The following is a 15,910-nucleotide window of genomic DNA, read 5'->3' as shown; positions in this document are numbered from 1 at the left end:
GGAGGCGATGGGATGGCAGTAATTACAATTAATGGCAAGGAGTTCCCGTCGCCGGACGTGGGCGGCAGCCTGGTGGTTGCCACAAATGTTTCGGCTGGGAAAAATGCCAGCGGGGAGTTTGTCGGGCAGAAAGTGGGCCGGGATCAGTATAAATTTGACGCCTTGCAGTGGAAGTTTCTGGACGCGGAAACGTGGTCAGCCATGTTGAAGGAGTTTGATCAGTTTGTGGTGACGGCCCGGATCCCGGACATGGTCAATAACTGCTGGATGACTATCCGGATGTATCCCGGCAACCGCACGGCTACGCCGGTGGAATTTGACGCCGGCGGTCTGCCGACACGGTATAAGGACTGTAAAGTGAATCTGGTGGATTGCGGGGTGATGGAGTAATGCAGGCGGCGAGCGCGGCATACAAACAAGCGATGAGGGAATCCCTCCGGAACCACAGTTTTATGCGGGTGACCATCGGCGTGATTAATCAGACGGCGCAGGCATCTGCCCATGTGGCGGATCCGGAGGCGTTTACTTATTTTTCTGCGCTGACGAAACCGTTTGACAATTATGAGGTGACGGAGCTGTACGTGTCCTGTGACCAGGATTGGACCGCGGTGGATGGGAGTATGTATTTTCTGCCGCGGGAAAAGGCGGATGTGGTGTTAAATGCCGGTCTGGTGACGGAGGAGCTGCTTGGCGCCATCGAGATCCGGTTTCCGGTGGCGCTTTCTATCAAGGGGCTTACGGTGGAGTTTGGGAAAGCCTATCCGGTGGAATTTTCGATTGTGTCGGATCAGAAAACGGTGGAGGTTACGGGAAACGGGGACGGGCATTTTGTGACGGAGGAAATCTTTGACGAGGCCACATTCCTGCGGTTTGAACCGGGGGAAATGGTCAATGGCCAGTCCCGGTTCCGGATCCATCAGATCACTATGGGGATCGGGATTTATTTTGACAACCGGAAGATTTTGTCGGCCACGAAAAAGGAGCACATCAGCCCGATCACGGAGGAATTGCCGGCCATTGATTTTTCTATGACGGCGGAAAACCGGGAGAGGCAGTTTGACATTGAGAACGCGGAGTCGTCGGTGCAGTTTCTGGAGATTGGTCAGAATGTGGAGGTGCTGTACGGTCAGGAGCTGGCGGACGGCTCGATGGAGTGGATGCTGGGGGGAAAATTGGCCCTGAAAGACTGGTCGGCGGATGACGAGGAGCTGGAAATCAGTGCCTCAGACCGGTTTGACGCGATGGAGGACACGTATTATCGCGGGAAGTATGATCCTGAGGGAGTATCTCTGTATGACCTGGCGGACGATGTGTTCCAGGATGCGGGGGTGGACAGCCGGGAATATTCCATTGATCCCTATTTGAAGGGTGTGCTGGTGAAAAATCCGGTTCCGGCGGTAACTCACAAGGAGGCGCTGCAGCTGATTGCCAACGCGGGGCGCTGCATCCTTTATGAGGACCGGTCAGGGAAAATATTTCTGAAATCCAGCTTTATTCCGGATATGGCGGCGTCTGCGGAGGATGAGGCGTACTTCAGCCAGGCGGAAAATGTGCTGGATGGTCTGCCGAAGGGGGAATATGCCCTGACTGGTGAGGATTACACGAAGACGGGGGCGGCGCAGTATTTTCTGTCTCGGAACGGCGGGGAGGTTTCCCTGCATTTGGGATATGTCAGCGGGGAGGCGGCGGACAGCCAGGGGAATTTCACGGAGAATCCCCGGCTGACGGTGCAGTTGGAGGCGGCGTTTAAGTGTTTTGGCCTGACGCTGGAGTTTGGCCGAAACATCCCCCAGGCGGTGACGCTGTTTTCCTATTATAATGAGGAGCTTGCGGAGAGCTATCAGGTGACGGAGCTGGAGCAGATTACCGTGATCTCTCACGAGTTTCCGGAGTTTGACCGCCTGGTGCTGGAGTTCCCGAAAGGCTCTCCCAATAACCGGGTGATTTTGGACAATATCCTGTTCGGAGACAGCACGGACTATTCCCTGGAGTATGGCTCTGAGCTTACTAAGACGCCGAGAGGGGCACAGCTGACGCGGGTGAAGGAATTGCAGGTATTCCGGACGCTGTATGGGGAGAGTGAGGAGGAGAGGGAACTGGCGAAGGAGACGGTGGTCTTTGACGGGGAGAACAGCCAGTATACCTTTTATCTGTCCAATGCGTCGTATGGTTTTTCTGCGGTGATTACGGATGCCGCGGAAGGACAGAGTGTCCAGGTTGTGGACAGCAGCGCTTACTATGTGACGGTAGCGGTGGAGGGCGTTTCAGGGGCGGCGGAAATCGCGGTCACCGGCCGGGAGTATGTGGTCACCCAGGCCAGAACCGTGAGACAGCTCCACACGACGGGGACGGTGGAGACCTGGGAAAATCCATTGGTGTCAGAGGCGGGGATGGCCCAGGATCTGGCGCAGTGGGTTGGGGATTACCTGGCGTCGGACCGGGAGTATGACCTGTCTTACCGCGGGGAGCCGAGGATTGACGCCAATGACATTGCGTTCCTGGAAAATAAGTATGTCCCGGATCTGCTGATCCGGATTTATGATCACACGCTGAACTTTAAGGGCGGCGCATTGTCCGGGAGTATGAAGGCGAGGAGGGATATGAGTGGCCTGGTTAGAACCAAAAACCGACTGGCAGGCGGATGATTATTTTAACATCCAGGATTACAACCGTATTAAAGGGAATTTGAATGAAATCCGGGTGCAGGCGCTGACGCTGTGGCCGGATTTTCCTTTTGAGGAGATGGGAGCGGATAAGACGTACCAGGATTATGGATTTTACGCGGATGAGATCAACCGGTTTGAGGAGAATGTGGAGCATATCTGTGAGGGGACGTTTCCGTTTGCGGTGGGGGAGAAACAGACGTTTTATGAGAATACCCCGTTTATCACGTGGGAGGAGCTGAACCGGATCGAGGAGGCGTGCCGGTTGATGTACAGCAATATTCAGAGCCGGATCAACGGACGGCGGATGCTGGCGTTTGTGCTGAATGGAGGTGAATTTTGATGGCTTTGAAGGTGGACTATAAGGACGCGATGTTTGATGGAGACCGGAAATATCGGATTACGGCGAATGGGGATGGGACGTCAAAGATTGCGGATGAGACGGATTACACCCAGGAGGGGGATCCATTTGGCGCGAACGACATCAACGCGACCAACGCCGCTGTCAACCGCCTGAACCATACCACCTCGGTGACCCTTACCACCGCCGGCTGGACAGGCTCTGCGGCGCCGTATGTGCAGACGGTGACGGTGGAAGGGGCCACGGAGGACATGGAGGCGATCCTGGTGAGCGCCCTGGATGAGGATGCGGGGGTGGATGCACAGAAGGTGTATGCGAAGGCGTTTGGGATTATTTCTTCTGGGGTGGCGTCGCTGGGGGATGGTACGGCGACCTTTAAGGTGTATAAGAAACCTGCCACGGATTGTATCGTGGGTCTGAAGGGGGTGTAAGGTATGGGAAGGATATGGATGCCTGGAGGCGGTGGCGGAGCGGATTTGGATGTGGTGACGGCTGGAGCAAGCAACGTCGAGGCCGGGAAGGTGATTGTGGGGCCGGACGGGGAACCGCTGACGGGTATACTGACGAATCTGTCCCAGAATCCCGATACCCAGTATGCAGATGGCAATACCACACCGGTCATTAAAGGAGATGCAGCGTTTGTCCAGTCAAATACGGATGGTGTGAAACGGGCGCTGATCCGTTATGATGGCAGCAGTGTGCGGGGAAAAGCCATTATTCAGCCGAACACGCTGATTGGTATCCCTCAAGCGGAAATGGCGGCGGCTGGGAGCCTCACTGCCGAAAAACTGGCACAGGGACAGTCGGCGTTTGGCCTGACGGGAACTTACAAGGGCTTGGGAAACGCCGCGGCGGCAGATGTGAGGAAGGGCAAGACATTCTCCACGGCGTCGCTGTCCAATGCGACAGGAACGATGGCGGAGAAAGGAGCAGCGACCTATACACCAAAAACGACGGCTCAAACCATTGCGGCAAATCAGTATCTCACAGGGGTGCAGACGATTGCCGGGGATGCGAACCTGGTGGCGGCGAATATCAAGAAGAATGTGACCATATTTGGGGTGAAAGGGACGTGGGAAGGGTATGTGGCGAATGCGTTGGATCTGTATTATAGAGGAGTTAATTCCGCAGGATTTTCTCAGGTTTCTGGTAGTTATGGAACCGCATCGTTCCAGACTGATCAAATCAAATACACAGATGTAAGTTCAGCTTCGTTATATGGATGTCTGTTGTCTAGCGTTTCGTATAATTTAACTGGGTATACCGGCGTTGCTATAAGGCTTAGAGCAACGGATACTATAGTAGAAATGGATCGATCAAGATAACCGCTGGAACTCCAAAAACTAATCACTATAATAGCGGCGGTACCGAAATCGTCGTTGGAAAATTGACTGTTGGAAACGATGACGGTAGCAATTCTGGTTTTGCTTTGACTGAAAAAGATTGGCTTATTCCTTTTGATCAAGGAGCTCACTCATTGACTACAAAGATAGGTATATCCATTACCGGAGACCCTTTCGACAATCAACGCGATCTTAATAATATTTATATATATCAAATACGATTATATTGATCGGAGGTGTTTTTGTGAAAATATTTACGAATGAACAGCACGAAATTATCGGACGATCTCCCGACTGCATTCCGGACGGCTATGCTTATGAATATACGGTAGAGGACTCCGAGTTCGATTCTTTTCCGTTTTTTGTACTGTGCGGATACAAATACGAACCGCAGTATGATCCGGAATTAGATGAAAACGGATGTCTTAAATATGATGATCAGGGAAATATCATTTATAAGACAGATGACGAGGGAAATAAAATCCATACAGGAATTGCTTTTTATTCGTTTATAGATAAAAAAGTTCTCGAGCGATTTAAACAGTTATACGATTTAAACATCAAAGAAACCAAGATCCTTCATACGGCGGCGGCATTCGCAGCCGAAACTTTTACGGATAGCCAGGCCTTGGCCGTCAAGGAGCTGTATCCAGACTGGGACGACCTTCCGGCGGGCACACACTTGGAGACTGGTCAGCGTGTCCGGTATCAGGGACGATTACATAAGGTTACAACATCCCACGAGAAACAGGCCACCTGGACGCCCGCAGACGCCCCAACGCTGTTCGAGACCATCAATGAGGCCCACACCGGCACGCTGGAGGACCCGATCCCGGCGGCTCCCAATATGGAATATTTTGAGGGCAAGTACTACAGAGAGGACGGCACCGTGTACCGCTGTACCCGCGGGACAGGCATTCCCATCGCGCAAATGCCCAGCACCCTGGTGGGAGTTTATTTTGAGATTGCAAAGGAGGTGTAAACGGTGTGCAGATTTTGAGTTACATACAGGCAAACTGGGTGGAATGGCTATTTGCTGCCGGATTTGCGCTGCTGGGATATGGATTTCGGCAGCTCCGGAAACAGCAGCAGGAGGAGGCTGCCAGGAATATGGCTTTGCGGGAGGGCGTAGAGGCCCTCCTGCGTGACCGGATCATACAGAGCTATAATCATTATCATGACAAGGGGTATTGCCCCATATACGGCAAAGAGAGCGTCAAGCGAATGTATGACGCATATCACAGTTTGGGCGGAAATGATGTGGCGACAAAATTAAAAAACGAACTGTTGGAAATGCCGACAGAGCCAGAGGAAAGTGAGGAATGAATATGGATGTAAATCTGATTATGCAGTATGTGTCTTATGTTTTGATTGCCATCGGTGTGATGGCTTTTTGGTGTCTGCTGTTACCCAGGTGATTAAGTCCTGGCCGGGGTTGGACAAGCTGCCCACCTCGGCGGTAGTGATTGTGTTGAGTTTGGTGTTGTGCCCGGCCTGCTTGGTAGCTCTGATGTACTGGCAGGGGAGGCCGATTGAATGGTATATGATATTTGCTTGCATGATTGCAGCCTGTATTGTTGCGTTAGTGGCTATGAGCGGATGGGAAAAAGTCTCTGAGATTTGGCAGCGTACCGCTTATAAGAATAAAGAGTAGAGGGGGTGATCCCGCATCTCCGGGCCGGGCGGTATCCCGGCGGCCGGTAGGCCAATCAAGAAATTTCAAGAATATCAGAAAAAGAAAAGGAGAAATGAATGATGAACAACAATTGGAAACCGATCAACGTAAAGGAAATTCCCGCCATCGAGGAGAAACTGAGAGCAGCCGTCCGTACCAACACCTTCGCCGACTTTGCGGCCCAGTACGAGGGGCCTGCTACCGGCCTGGATTTTGACAAGGACAGCGGAAAGGTACATATCATGTCCGGCTGGTACGCCGACGAGAACGGAGACATCCGTCCGAAACAGTAACTGTTGCGATGCTGCAACACCACGGGCCTGGGAGCGATCCTGGGCTCCTTTTTTGATTGGAGGAAATTATGTCAGAAAAACGAAAAGCCGCCGGTCTGGTGGCGTTCTGCGAAAGCAAAATCGGAACCCCCTACGTATATGGAGCCAAGGGAGAAATCCTGACAGAAGAACGCCTGCAAGTCCTCAAACGGCAGAATCCATCCGTGTACACCAGCGCCTATATGGCGAAAGCCCGGAAGTATATCGGCCAGCGTTGCACCGATTGCAGCGGCCTGATCAGCTGGTACACCGGCATCATCCGCGGCAGCTACAACTACCACGACACTGCGGATCAGCGTGTGGCCATCGGTGCCCTGGATGAATCCATGATCAGCTGGGCACTATGGAAACCCGGCCATATTGGTGTGTACATGGGCGATGGCTATTGTATCGAGGCTAAGGGCATTGACTACGGGACAATCGAGAGCAGAGTGTCCGCTACAACCTGGCAAAAAGCGCTGAAACTCCATGACATTGACTACAGCGTGGATCCGGTCTACACAGAAGGGTTCAAACCTGCGGCGGACGGCCGTCGCTGGTGGTATCAGTACGCAGACGGCAGCTATGCAGCCAACGGCTGGTATTGGCTCACCGAGGCCACCGGAGGCACATCCGGTTGGTATCTATTCGACGCCGAAGGCTATATGCTCACCGGCTACCAGCAGGATCCTGCAGGAGAATGGTTCTTCCTCTGCCCGGACGGCATCCACGAAGGCCAGTGCATGATCACCGACACCCGCGGGGTACTGCGGATCGCTGAGCAGTACGATTTCCAGAATCACTGTTATATTGTTTAGGAGACTCACACCCATTCCAACACTATCTGTTTCAGCACTCCGGCCCACCATACTGACTCATAATAAACGTCGCCATCTGCGGATCCGGATTCTTAATATTTACGGGATACTGCAGTCGTTTTTCATACACCCACATCAGTTCATACCTCCTTCCCAAGGCCATGGGCCGTTCACCCAGGTCCAATCCGTGGTCGAGTTCTCCTGGTCCTTCATAAGCGGCCCGTACTGGTCCGTGTAGGCGTTCATGGCCTGAGCGCGAAGGCTTCTCACGTACTGGTAGTAGGCCAGGGCCTCCGTGTCGTTAGGATGGGTATCCAGAAACAGGATGACATCATCCAGGGCAAAGCTGGCCTGATCTAAGGCCTGCAGAATCTGGGCGGCATCGGAGGTGGGAGCCGTTCCCACCTGCATGGCGGTCATGGACGGCGCGAAAAATCTGCTGTGATCCATCATTTACTGACACCTCCCCATCTCAAACGGAAGATCCAAATCCGGGAAAATGGTACCGCGGGAAAATCCCAGGCCCAGGTCATAGGTCTGCTGCCACCGCTGCATGGGCACGTAGGCCATGGCAACGGGGAAACGGGAGAGGTCAAAGAGCTGCTGGCCCATGGCGCCGTTTTGCGGGCGGAACAGGGGAGCAGGAGCGATCCGTGACATATATTGATCCATAAAAGGATACTCCTTTCCAGTTGGGAATTGATCTAATACCATTTTATGAGGGAATGGGGCGGTGGTGACAGCAGGAACACTTTTCCCCCTGTCCACATACGATATAGTACAAACATCAAAAAAAGGAGAATTGAATATGTGGTGTAACAGATGTGGCAATCGGTGCTGTAACTGTAATAATAATACAACGCTTACGGAGTTCCGGAGAGGTTTTAACGCAGGCTTTGGCCGCGGCTGGAACGACGGATTCAACAACGGATTTTCCGCCGGCTTTAACGACGGATTCCAGAGAGGACAGGAGAGCTGCTCCAACAACTGCGGCTGCAACGGAAGCTGCGGATGGTCTGGCGGCCTCTCCACAGCGTTCGTAAACGGTGTGGAAACTGCAAATAACGGCAGCTGCGGCTGCGGAAACTGCGGCTGAGAAAGAACATCAGAATAGAGGAAACGGGCGGCCAAAGGCCGCCCGGAGCGCGAGGGGTGGCACTGCCACCCCTCAGGCTGTTTGCCTGGCAAACAGCCTTTAACAATCCCTGTCGTCTCCCCCCGGAAGGAGGGGCGGATCCGGAGGCGTGTCTTCGCTTTGCAGCTCCTGTTTCTTGTTCTTGACCAGGTGAACGCCCAGAACGATCACGCAGATCGAAAACAGAGCCCGGATGGAAAACGTCCCGAAGGAGCGCAGCAGCCCGTACCACTGATGGGACAGGGAGAGATACCTCATTATTACATAGAAGAAATCCAACAGGTAATTCCACAGCAGCGTAATGCCGAACACGATCAGCACAGCAGCCACGGTGCGGCGGTTTTTCTCGAGCCATTTCCGGTCCAGAAAAGGAAAATCCTTCTTGTGGAACAGAAAATCATCCTCGATGGCGTAAAATTCCTCGTCCGGCAGAGAGTTCAGATTGTGCACGTGGAAAAAGCTGTAAAACCAGATCACCGGCTGCGCGAAAATCAGGGGCGGCAGATCCAGCATTCCGCTGACCGCCCAGATCAGGGCGAAGGCGCCCATGAGGCTGACGCCCTGTTTCATAAAACCCAGGTACATTTCCCCGGCCCCGGGGATCAGGGAGAAACAAAAGGCCAGGAATTTATTCTTCTTTCTCGTCATATAAGTAAACCTCCCAGTTTGATAATTCATAGGACAGCCGGTTCAGACCCTGGGTCAGCCGGCGCGCCCGCCCGTAGAAAGGCATGGAATCCGGATCTCCGGTTTCCGGCGGCAAAAGGGAAAGGATGCCGGGGGGGACGGAACGCTCCCGCTCCATCCCGTCCGGCGCGGTGACGGGAAGAAGGGCGAGGAGCAGGATGCTGGCCGCCACGGCGGTCCCCACTTTCAGGCTGTAGAGAAGGAGTTTTGTGTTCCGGGAAAGAGTTCTGGCCCCGGCGGCCAGCTGCACGTCCGGCTGGCTGCACCGCTTCATCACAGACGTTTTCAGATCCCTGGGCGCGGAGATCAGACACTCCCGCTCCACGTAGCCAGCTAGCTCCTCCGCCAGACCGTCGTCCTCCGCGGCGGCGGAAAGCAGTTCCAGTGTCCATTTTGTGTTTTCCATTATACGTCTCCTCCTTTCCACAATTTTCGTATCATACCCTTGGCGCGGTAAATCTGCGTCTGCAGGGTCTTTATGTTGCGGCCCGTTTTGGCCGCGATCTCGCTGATTTCCAGCTCATGGTAAAAATAGTCCATGGCCACGTCCTGATAAGGTGCTTTTAAAGCCAGGCAGCAGCGTTTCAGCTCCTCCCGGACCGCCTGATCGAGAACCGCGGCCTCCGGGGACTGGTCATCCACTGGGACGGCGGCAAAAAAACTGTCTTCCGTGGGGACGGAGCGCCTCCCGGCCCGTTTCAGATAGTCGATGCACTTGTTGGTGGCAATCCGGCACAGCCAGGCTCGCTCATTTTTTCCGTCAAAGGAGCTCAGGCTTTTGTAAGCGGACAGAAAGGTATCCTGGGCCAGGTCCTCCGCCTCAAAGTAATCTCCTGTGAGACGGTAGCAGATGGAAAAGACCAGATTTTGATACTGGTCGATCATCTGTTCCAGATGTTCATTTGCATTAATGGTCCCGCCCCCTTTCCGTCCTACTTATTATAACGGCGTTTCCCCGGAAAAAACTTCAAAAAAATAAAAATTCTGTTAAAAAATATTGCATTTTTCCCCGGCCTCTGTTTATAATGTAGTGTGAGCAAATGAAGATCCTGTAAAAGTACAAAAGCGAAGAGGAGATAACCCCATGACGAAAACCAAGATTATTTTTTGGGATATGGATTCCATTATGCAGTTTATGGAGATTATCGGCCGTCACGATTACGAGGCAGAGCTGGTGTGCGGCGAAAGGACGGTCAATGCGAAGGCACTTTTAGACGTGGTATCGCTCCATGCGTTTCAGGCATCGGAGCTGAGGATTTTCAGCGATTCCTGCGAGGACCTGCTGAAAGATCTGGATCTCTATATGGAGCAGTACAAACTGGAGCGCGAATTTGCGGCCTGCTAGGCCGGCGCTCTCTGCTCCTGATCCGTTTTTCGCAGGGAAACAGGCTGCGATGCTCCCCACTGAGACATTTGAGAAATTTGACCAGGGGTGGCAAGAAATGCAGCTTGAAAAATAAGAGGAACTGTTGTATAATTGGTTACAGTTAAAAAAGATGTTTGTGATTCCTGGGGTGTGCGACCCTCTTACCTAATTTGAACCTACAGTATGACATAAGGGATTCCAATATTTTTAAGCGGATGTCAGGCCTCCTTTGAGTGGAAGGCAGAAGCTTAAGTGAGGTTGCCCACCTAGCAATGCTAGGAGTCAAACAGTAAGAGACGGCATTTCGGGATTACGAAAGAGAAAAGCGGCGAGCAATCGCCGCTTTACTTTTTTAAAAAGTATGGTAGACTAAAAGAAAAAAAGATAGTGGAGATTAACATGAAAAACCAGAAATTTTCAACTTACATCTATTGGGGCATTACCGCGTTCCTGGTGGTGGCGGCCTGCGTCCTGCTGGTATTTACCATGATCCATATGGACAAGGTGCGCCAGGGGACAGGCTTTCTCATCGACATTCTGATGCCGGTGATCTACGGGGCGGTGCTGGCTTACCTGCTGACTCCCATCTATAACCGGGTGCTGAAGGGCACGGCGCGCTTTCTTCGCGGCTACATAAAGGAAGAAAAGCGCGTGAGGATGGCCGGCAAGGCTGCGGCGACTGTCGTGAGCCTGGTGGTCTTATTTGCCGTGGTCAGCGGCCTTTTGGCGATTCTGATCCCGCAGCTGATCGCCAGCGTCAAGGGGCTGATCGCCTCTCTACCCGCCAATCTGAACAATCTGGAGCAATGGCTCATGGGCATTCTGGATGACAACCCGCAGATGGCCTCCGAGGTCATGGTATGGTTAAACACCACCAGCCTGGAGATGCAGGGCTGGATCAACCAGAACATTCTCCCCAATCTGGTAAACTTAGACGAAAACGCCCTGCAGAACTTAGGCAGCGTGATTTCCCGCGTCTCCAGCGGAGTCATGGGAATTATGACGGTACTGAAAAATGTGTTTATCGGCGTGATTGTCATGGTTTATATGTTAAATATCAAGGATTCCTTCTGTTCCCACGGAAAGAAAATCGCATACGCGCTGTTTCCCCTCCGGCTGGCAAACCGGGTGGTGGGAGAGGCCCGCTACATCCATCAGGTCTTCGGCGGCTTTATCATCGGAAAGCTTTTGGATTCCCTGATTATCGGAATTCTGTGCTTTTTCCTCATGAGCGTCACCAATATGCCCTATGTGCTGCTGGTGAGTGTGATCGTGGGTACCACCAACGTGATTCCGTTTTTCGGACCCTTTATCGGGGCGATCCCCAGCGCCTTTTTCATCCTGTTAGTGGATCCTATGAAATGCCTGTGGTTCATTCTGCTGGTATTTTTGCTGCAGCAGTTTGACGGCAACATCCTGGGGCCGAAGATCCTGGGAGATTCCACCGGCATCTCCAGCTTTGGAGTGCTGTTTTCCATCCTGCTTTTCGGGGGGCTGTTCGGCTTTGTGGGAATGCTCATCGGCGTGCCTACCTTTGCCGTGCTCTACAGCCTGGCGAAGGACGGGCTGGAGCATTTTCTGCGGAAGAAGGGATTATCCTGTAATACCCAGGACTACGCGGGACTAGACTATATAGAGAATGGACAGAAAACGTACGTCAGAAAGCAAGAGGATTAAATGAGAAGGGATTGGAAAGCGATCTGCTGGATCATGGGCATCCCCATTCTGATTGTGGTGCTGATGATCTGCATTGTAATTTACGAACCGATTCAAAACGGGGTATCCCGTGCTCAGGCAGCCCGCGCGGCGGCGCTGGCCCTGGTGTCAAAGGAGGAGTGCGAGAGTTTCCTGGAGGGAAGAACGTCCCATTTCCAGGCGGGAAGTACGGACGAGTGGTATGTAAAATACATGGACTACCTCTATGAAAACGGCTGCCTGGACGAGGAGTACACTCCCGCCACGGCGGAGAGCGCGGAAGGCTACATCACCTACGGGGAGGTAGAACGCCTGGCGGGCGCCATTTCTTCCCAGTTAAAGGGGAAGGCGCGGGCGACGGTGAACAACCGGGAAAAGCCCATCCCTCAGGACGAGTGGTGGTTGTTTTACGACTCCATGTTAAACGTGGTAGACCGGGACGGCCAGGTGCGGGAGGGAAAGCTGGCCCTCTATGCCGTGGGAAATGAGGAGGAGGGAACCCTCTGGAAGGCCTACACCAGCGCCGGAGTCCTGGACTGTGAGGGACTGACGCTGGAGCACTTCGTGGACCGGGAGGGGAAGGCCCTTTACCGGAACGGCAGCCTGATCCGCTTTGAGGAGCCGGAGTCAGACAGCGTGGTCTATGAAAATGTGTGGATCACCGAGGGCGAGGACGGAAAATGCCTGGTTTATGTGGGCGGCATCACGAAAAGCCTGAAGACCGGCTTTGACGAGAAAGAAGAAAAGGAGCTTTACAACAACATCGTAGATCTCTACCTGGACAAGGGCAGAGTAAAGAAGGCAGTGGTGAAAAAGGAACGGCTCTATGGCCGGGTGCTCTCTGTGGGATCGGATTCCATTGAGATCGAAGGCTACGGCCAGCTGCCCTTAAGCCCCACCTTCCAGGTGTTTAAAACTTACGGGAAATTTGAGAAAAAACAGCCGAAGGACATCCTGGTGGGCTATGACAACCAGGAGTTTGTGGTGTCCGGCGGGGAAGTGTGCGCCGCCCTCATTGTGCGGGATTTTGACGCCAGCACCATCCGGGTCCTGCTCATGGACACCGGCTTTAAATCCCTGTTCCACCAGACAATCATCCTCTCCAGCAAAGGAAACATGACCCTCACCTGGGCAGACGGCGGCCAGGAGACGGTGGAGGCTGGAGAAGAATTTTCCATTTCCAGTGAGGAGTCCAGATTAAATAGCGGCCGCCTGATTGTGGAGCCGGAGGCGGGAATGGAGATTTCTGTCCCCAGCGTGGAGCGCAGCCAGGGTACGCCGTCCTACGGCGGCCGGCTGGAGATTGCCGCCCAGGAAAACGGCCTGGTGCTGGTAAATGAGCTGTATCTGGAGGACTATCTGAAAAAGGTGGTTCCCAGTGAAATGCCGGCCAGCTACGAGAAGGAGGCGCTCAAGGCCCAGGCAGTATGCGCCCGCACCTACGCCTATCGCCAGATCCAGGCAAACGGCTATAGCCAGTACGGCGCCCACGTGGATGACAGCACCACCTATCAGGTGTACAATAACATCAATACCGACAGCCGGACGGACAGCGCTGTGGATGAGACCTACGGTCAGATTCTCACCTATGAGGGAAAGCCGGTGGAGGCCTTTTACTTTTCCACCTCCTGCGGAGCCACCGCAGACGGCAGCATCTGGGGCGGCGACCCGGACGCGGTGCCCTATTTAAAGAGCAAGCTCCTGGGCAGCAATCCCAATGGCTACGATTTGAAAAACAACGTGGATTTTGACAACTTTATCCGGGATAAGAGCTATAAGGCCTACGATTCCGGCTACTCCCTGTTCCGGTGGGAGACCACCACCACCAGCGAGATCCTGGCGGAGAAGGTGACGGGGATCGGACAGGTGGAAACCATCGCCGTAAAGTCCCGCGGGGCCGGAGGCATCGCGAAGGAGCTGGAGATCACCGGCTCCGAGGGCGTAAAGACCATCAACGGCCAGGGCCAGATCCGCTCTCTGCTGGGAAACCGTTCCCTCACCATCAAAATGAAAAACGGCAAGACCATGACGGGCCAGGAAACGCTGCCCAGCGCCTTCATCTCCATTGAGAAAAGCGGAAATTCCTTCCATATCTACGGAGGCGGCTACGGCCACGGCGCCGGCATGAGCCAGAACGGTGCCCAGGGCATGGCAGAGCAGGGGCAGGCTTATGACGAGATTCTGGGATTTTTCTACGATGGGACAGAGCTGACGGAGGTGCACTCCCAGCAGTGAAATATTTTAAAAAGAGTTGAATAAATTCCAGAAAAGAGCCCATACTACTAACAGATACAAAAGAGGAAATGAATACTTATCCTCCCCTTTTTAGTCGGTTCCGGCGCGCAGGGCGCGCCGGGGCCGATTTTTTTGTGCAACAGGAGACCGAGTTCCCTGTTGCACAAATGATTTACAGCTTATTGAGATAATTTTTCCGATACTCCCTGGGACTCATGTGGTACGTCTGCTTGAACAGCCGGTAGAAATGGCTGGAGTTTTCATACCCCACATCCGTGATAATGTCCTCGATGGGAATGTCTGTCTCCGTCAGCAGGTAAACGGCCTGCACCAGGCGCCGCCTCTGGACGTACTGGGTGAAGGTGTAGGGAGAATACCGCTTCATCAGGCGGCTGATGTAATAGGTAGGCCGGTTGACACTACGGCAGAAATCCTCCAGGCTGGCGGTGCGGTAGTGGTTTTCAATGTAGGACAGAGCCTTTAACACCAGCTCCTGCTCGTAGGAGCTGGGATTTCCCACGGTTACCTTGTAGGTGAGCTGTGTGAGCTCCAGCATGAGAGCGGCAGTGGTGATTTTTAAAACCCGCTGGCGGTTCCGCTGGTTCTCAGACAGGGTGAGAATGAGGTTTTCCAGGAGATTCTGGGCCTTCGTCATGTTCTGCAGATGGAACAGGAGGAAGGGCTCCTGGCTTCGCGTCCCGTTTATGGTGTCCGTCATAAAGCGGCGGAACATGGTATCCTCAATGAGCATTTCGCAGGGGAAACGCAGAAACTCCGGGCTGATAAGGAAGTGCACGGCCAGATCGCCGTAGGACGCCTCAGCAGTGGAGTGGCGGGTGCCCGGCTGGAGGAACAGAAGGTCCCCTGCCTCCAGGGTCAGCTCCGTGTCCGGGGAAATGATGTGCCGGAGGGTTCCCGTCACGATGTAGCTCATTTCCAGATAGCTGTGGATGTGGAAGGGAAACGGGACAAAGCGTGGGTGTTTCAGGACCGTGACCATATTGGCCGGAGCGGGGATCTCCTCCGTTTCCTCCGTCACCAGATCCGGCTCCGCGGCAAAGTGGGATAGTACGGGACTGTCGGACTGCAGGATGGTCCGTTCCTGACGGCTGATTTCCCGCAGCTGTTCAATAATGGATTGTTTCATGATTAAGCACCTGTTTTCTGGGAAAAATAAGATTAACAAAATTATACCACAGGTTTTGAAAGATGTGCAAAAAAAGACGGGAATTTTGCAAAAATCGTCTAAAAAAGACGGAAAATGCAAAATATGTCACTTTTTTTACAATCCAGGTTCTAACAAAAAGCTGGGAAATTTTGTATAATAAATTCAGAATTCAGAGAGGAGGAATGAAACATGAGAACAGTCTCTGTCAGTTTCAGACGGACAGAAGATGTGATGAATTTTGTAGGGAAGGTGAGCCGGTTTTCGTGCAACGCAGATCTGGTGAGCGGGAACAGGGCCGTGGATGCGAAATCGCTGATGGGCGCTATCGCCATTAGCCAGGCATCGGATTTGCGGCTGGTGCTCCATGAAAGTTCCCAGACTGTAATTGACGAGCTGCTCGCCGGAATTCAGGACTATATCTCTTGCGACAAGAGATCTGCCTGTGCGCCGGCT

General features: G+C 53.3%; 20 protein-coding genes, 1 other RNA gene and 1 pseudogene. 15 read left to right on the top strand and 7 right to left on the bottom strand.

Features of this window, described 5'->3' with window-relative positions; genetic code table 11:
• Nucleotides 1-12 precede the first annotated feature (12 nt).
• From B5E84_RS18280 to B5E84_RS18235, 9 genes are all read left to right on the top strand, one after another.
• Nucleotides 13-390, top strand: coding sequence for a hypothetical protein (locus B5E84_RS18280; RefSeq protein WP_087225783.1), 378 nt, complete (start codon nt 13-15; stop codon nt 388-390).
• Complete coding sequence (locus B5E84_RS18275; RefSeq protein ID WP_087225780.1) at nt 390-2,645, top strand: hypothetical protein; 2,256 nt, start codon at nt 390-392, stop codon at nt 2,643-2,645. The genes B5E84_RS18280 and B5E84_RS18275 overlap by 1 nt, the downstream gene beginning before the upstream one ends.
• On the top strand, nt 2,605-3,006 hold the full coding sequence (locus B5E84_RS18270) for a hypothetical protein (protein WP_087225777.1): 402 nt from the start codon (nt 2,605-2,607) through the stop codon (nt 3,004-3,006). The genes B5E84_RS18275 and B5E84_RS18270 overlap by 41 nt, the downstream gene beginning before the upstream one ends.
• On the top strand, nt 3,006-3,455 hold the full coding sequence (locus B5E84_RS18265) for a hypothetical protein (protein WP_087225774.1): 450 nt from the start codon (nt 3,006-3,008) through the stop codon (nt 3,453-3,455). Before B5E84_RS18270 ends, B5E84_RS18265 begins: the two co-directional genes overlap by 1 nt.
• 3 nt (nt 3,456-3,458) lie before the next feature.
• Nucleotides 3,459-4,349: a hypothetical protein gene (locus B5E84_RS18260; protein WP_087225771.1), complete on the top strand. Its 891-nt coding sequence runs from the start codon at nt 3,459-3,461 to the stop codon at nt 4,347-4,349.
• Between the two features lie 262 nt (nt 4,350-4,611).
• Nucleotides 4,612-5,349: a carbohydrate-binding protein gene (locus B5E84_RS18255; protein WP_087225768.1), complete on the top strand. Its 738-nt coding sequence runs from the start codon at nt 4,612-4,614 to the stop codon at nt 5,347-5,349.
• 5 nt (nt 5,350-5,354) lie between these two features.
• Nucleotides 5,355-5,693, top strand: coding sequence for a hypothetical protein (locus B5E84_RS18250; protein WP_087225765.1), 339 nt, complete (start codon nt 5,355-5,357; stop codon nt 5,691-5,693).
• 426 nt (nt 5,694-6,119) lie between these two features.
• The gene (locus B5E84_RS18240) at nt 6,120-6,335 is read left to right on the top strand and encodes a hypothetical protein (RefSeq protein ID WP_143469269.1); all 216 of its coding nucleotides are present in this window, start codon (nt 6,120-6,122) and stop codon (nt 6,333-6,335) included.
• Between the two features lie 68 nt (nt 6,336-6,403).
• The gene (locus tag B5E84_RS18235) at nt 6,404-7,171 is read left to right on the top strand and encodes an NlpC/P60 family protein (protein WP_087225759.1); all 768 of its coding nucleotides are present in this window, start codon (nt 6,404-6,406) and stop codon (nt 7,169-7,171) included.
• A gap of 37 nt (nt 7,172-7,208) precedes the next feature.
• Here the strand turns inward: B5E84_RS18235 and B5E84_RS18230 are convergent.
• From B5E84_RS18230 to B5E84_RS18220, 3 genes and pseudogenes are all read right to left on the bottom strand, one after another.
• Nucleotides 7,209-7,307 (bottom strand): annotated as a pseudogene (locus tag B5E84_RS18230) (manganese catalase family protein); the annotation flags it as partial.
• A complete protein-coding gene (locus tag B5E84_RS18225; RefSeq protein ID WP_330374309.1) occupies nt 7,307-7,624 on the bottom strand; it encodes a spore coat protein CotJB in 318 nt (105 codons plus the stop codon). The gene B5E84_RS18225 and the pseudogene B5E84_RS18230, both read right to left, overlap by 1 nt.
• Nucleotides 7,625-7,843: a spore coat associated protein CotJA gene (locus tag B5E84_RS18220; protein ID WP_242963437.1), complete on the bottom strand. Its 219-nt coding sequence runs from the start codon at nt 7,841-7,843 to the stop codon at nt 7,625-7,627. It lies immediately after the preceding gene.
• Between the two features lie 136 nt (nt 7,844-7,979).
• Here B5E84_RS18220 and B5E84_RS18215 point away from each other — a divergent pair, with 136 nt between their 5' ends.
• Nucleotides 7,980-8,267 (top strand): hypothetical protein, encoded by a 288-nt coding sequence (locus tag B5E84_RS18215; RefSeq protein WP_087225750.1) that lies wholly within the window; start codon nt 7,980-7,982, stop codon nt 8,265-8,267.
• A gap of 99 nt (nt 8,268-8,366) precedes the next feature.
• Here the strand turns inward: B5E84_RS18215 and B5E84_RS18210 are convergent, their stop codons facing one another.
• From B5E84_RS18210 to B5E84_RS18200, 3 genes are read right to left on the bottom strand one after another with little or no spacing between them, the layout of a single operon-like run.
• Nucleotides 8,367-8,954, bottom strand: coding sequence for a hypothetical protein (locus B5E84_RS18210; RefSeq protein ID WP_087225747.1), 588 nt, complete (start codon nt 8,952-8,954; stop codon nt 8,367-8,369).
• Nucleotides 8,935-9,399: a hypothetical protein gene (locus B5E84_RS18205; RefSeq protein ID WP_087225744.1), complete on the bottom strand. Its 465-nt coding sequence runs from the start codon at nt 9,397-9,399 to the stop codon at nt 8,935-8,937. Before B5E84_RS18205 ends, B5E84_RS18210 begins: the two co-directional genes overlap by 20 nt.
• Nucleotides 9,399-9,878: an RNA polymerase sigma factor gene (locus B5E84_RS18200; protein WP_087225741.1), complete on the bottom strand. Its 480-nt coding sequence runs from the start codon at nt 9,876-9,878 to the stop codon at nt 9,399-9,401. Before B5E84_RS18200 ends, B5E84_RS18205 begins: the two co-directional genes overlap by 1 nt.
• A gap of 199 nt (nt 9,879-10,077) precedes the next feature.
• Here B5E84_RS18200 and B5E84_RS18195 point away from each other — a divergent pair, with 199 nt between their 5' ends.
• The 4 genes from B5E84_RS18195 to B5E84_RS18180 all read left to right on the top strand — a co-directional run bounded on the left by B5E84_RS18195 (nt 10,078) and on the right by B5E84_RS18180 (nt 14,289).
• A complete protein-coding gene (locus B5E84_RS18195; RefSeq protein WP_087225738.1) occupies nt 10,078-10,338 on the top strand; it encodes a hypothetical protein in 261 nt (86 codons plus the stop codon).
• Nucleotides 10,339-10,496: 158 nt separating this feature from the next.
• Nucleotides 10,497-10,674: non-coding RNA, 6S RNA (ssrS, locus tag B5E84_RS18190), on the top strand.
• An 84-nt stretch (nt 10,675-10,758) separates the two neighbouring features.
• On the top strand, nt 10,759-12,036 hold the full coding sequence (locus tag B5E84_RS18185) for an AI-2E family transporter (RefSeq protein ID WP_087225735.1): 1,278 nt from the start codon (nt 10,759-10,761) through the stop codon (nt 12,034-12,036).
• Nucleotides 12,037-14,289, top strand: a complete 2,253-nt coding sequence (locus tag B5E84_RS18180; RefSeq protein WP_087225732.1) for a SpoIID/LytB domain-containing protein — start codon at nt 12,037-12,039, stop codon at nt 14,287-14,289.
• A 172-nt stretch (nt 14,290-14,461) separates the two neighbouring features.
• Here B5E84_RS18180 and B5E84_RS18175 read toward each other — a convergent pair whose 3' ends face one another.
• Entirely contained in the window at nt 14,462-15,436 is a 975-nt protein-coding gene (locus B5E84_RS18175; RefSeq protein ID WP_087225729.1) for an AraC family transcriptional regulator, read from the bottom strand.
• A 210-nt stretch (nt 15,437-15,646) separates the two neighbouring features.
• Between B5E84_RS18175 and B5E84_RS18170 the strand changes: the two genes are divergently transcribed.
• Nucleotides 15,647-15,910: HPr family phosphocarrier protein (locus B5E84_RS18170; protein ID WP_087225726.1), on the top strand; the 264-nt coding region annotated here is incomplete at its 3' end.

The organism is Lachnoclostridium sp. An14 (genome assembly GCF_002160755.1).
In the GTDB taxonomy this organism is placed as follows: Bacteria; Bacillota; Clostridia; order Lachnospirales; family Lachnospiraceae; genus Lachnoclostridium_A.
This window is presented reverse-complemented; position numbering and strand designations above follow the sequence as displayed.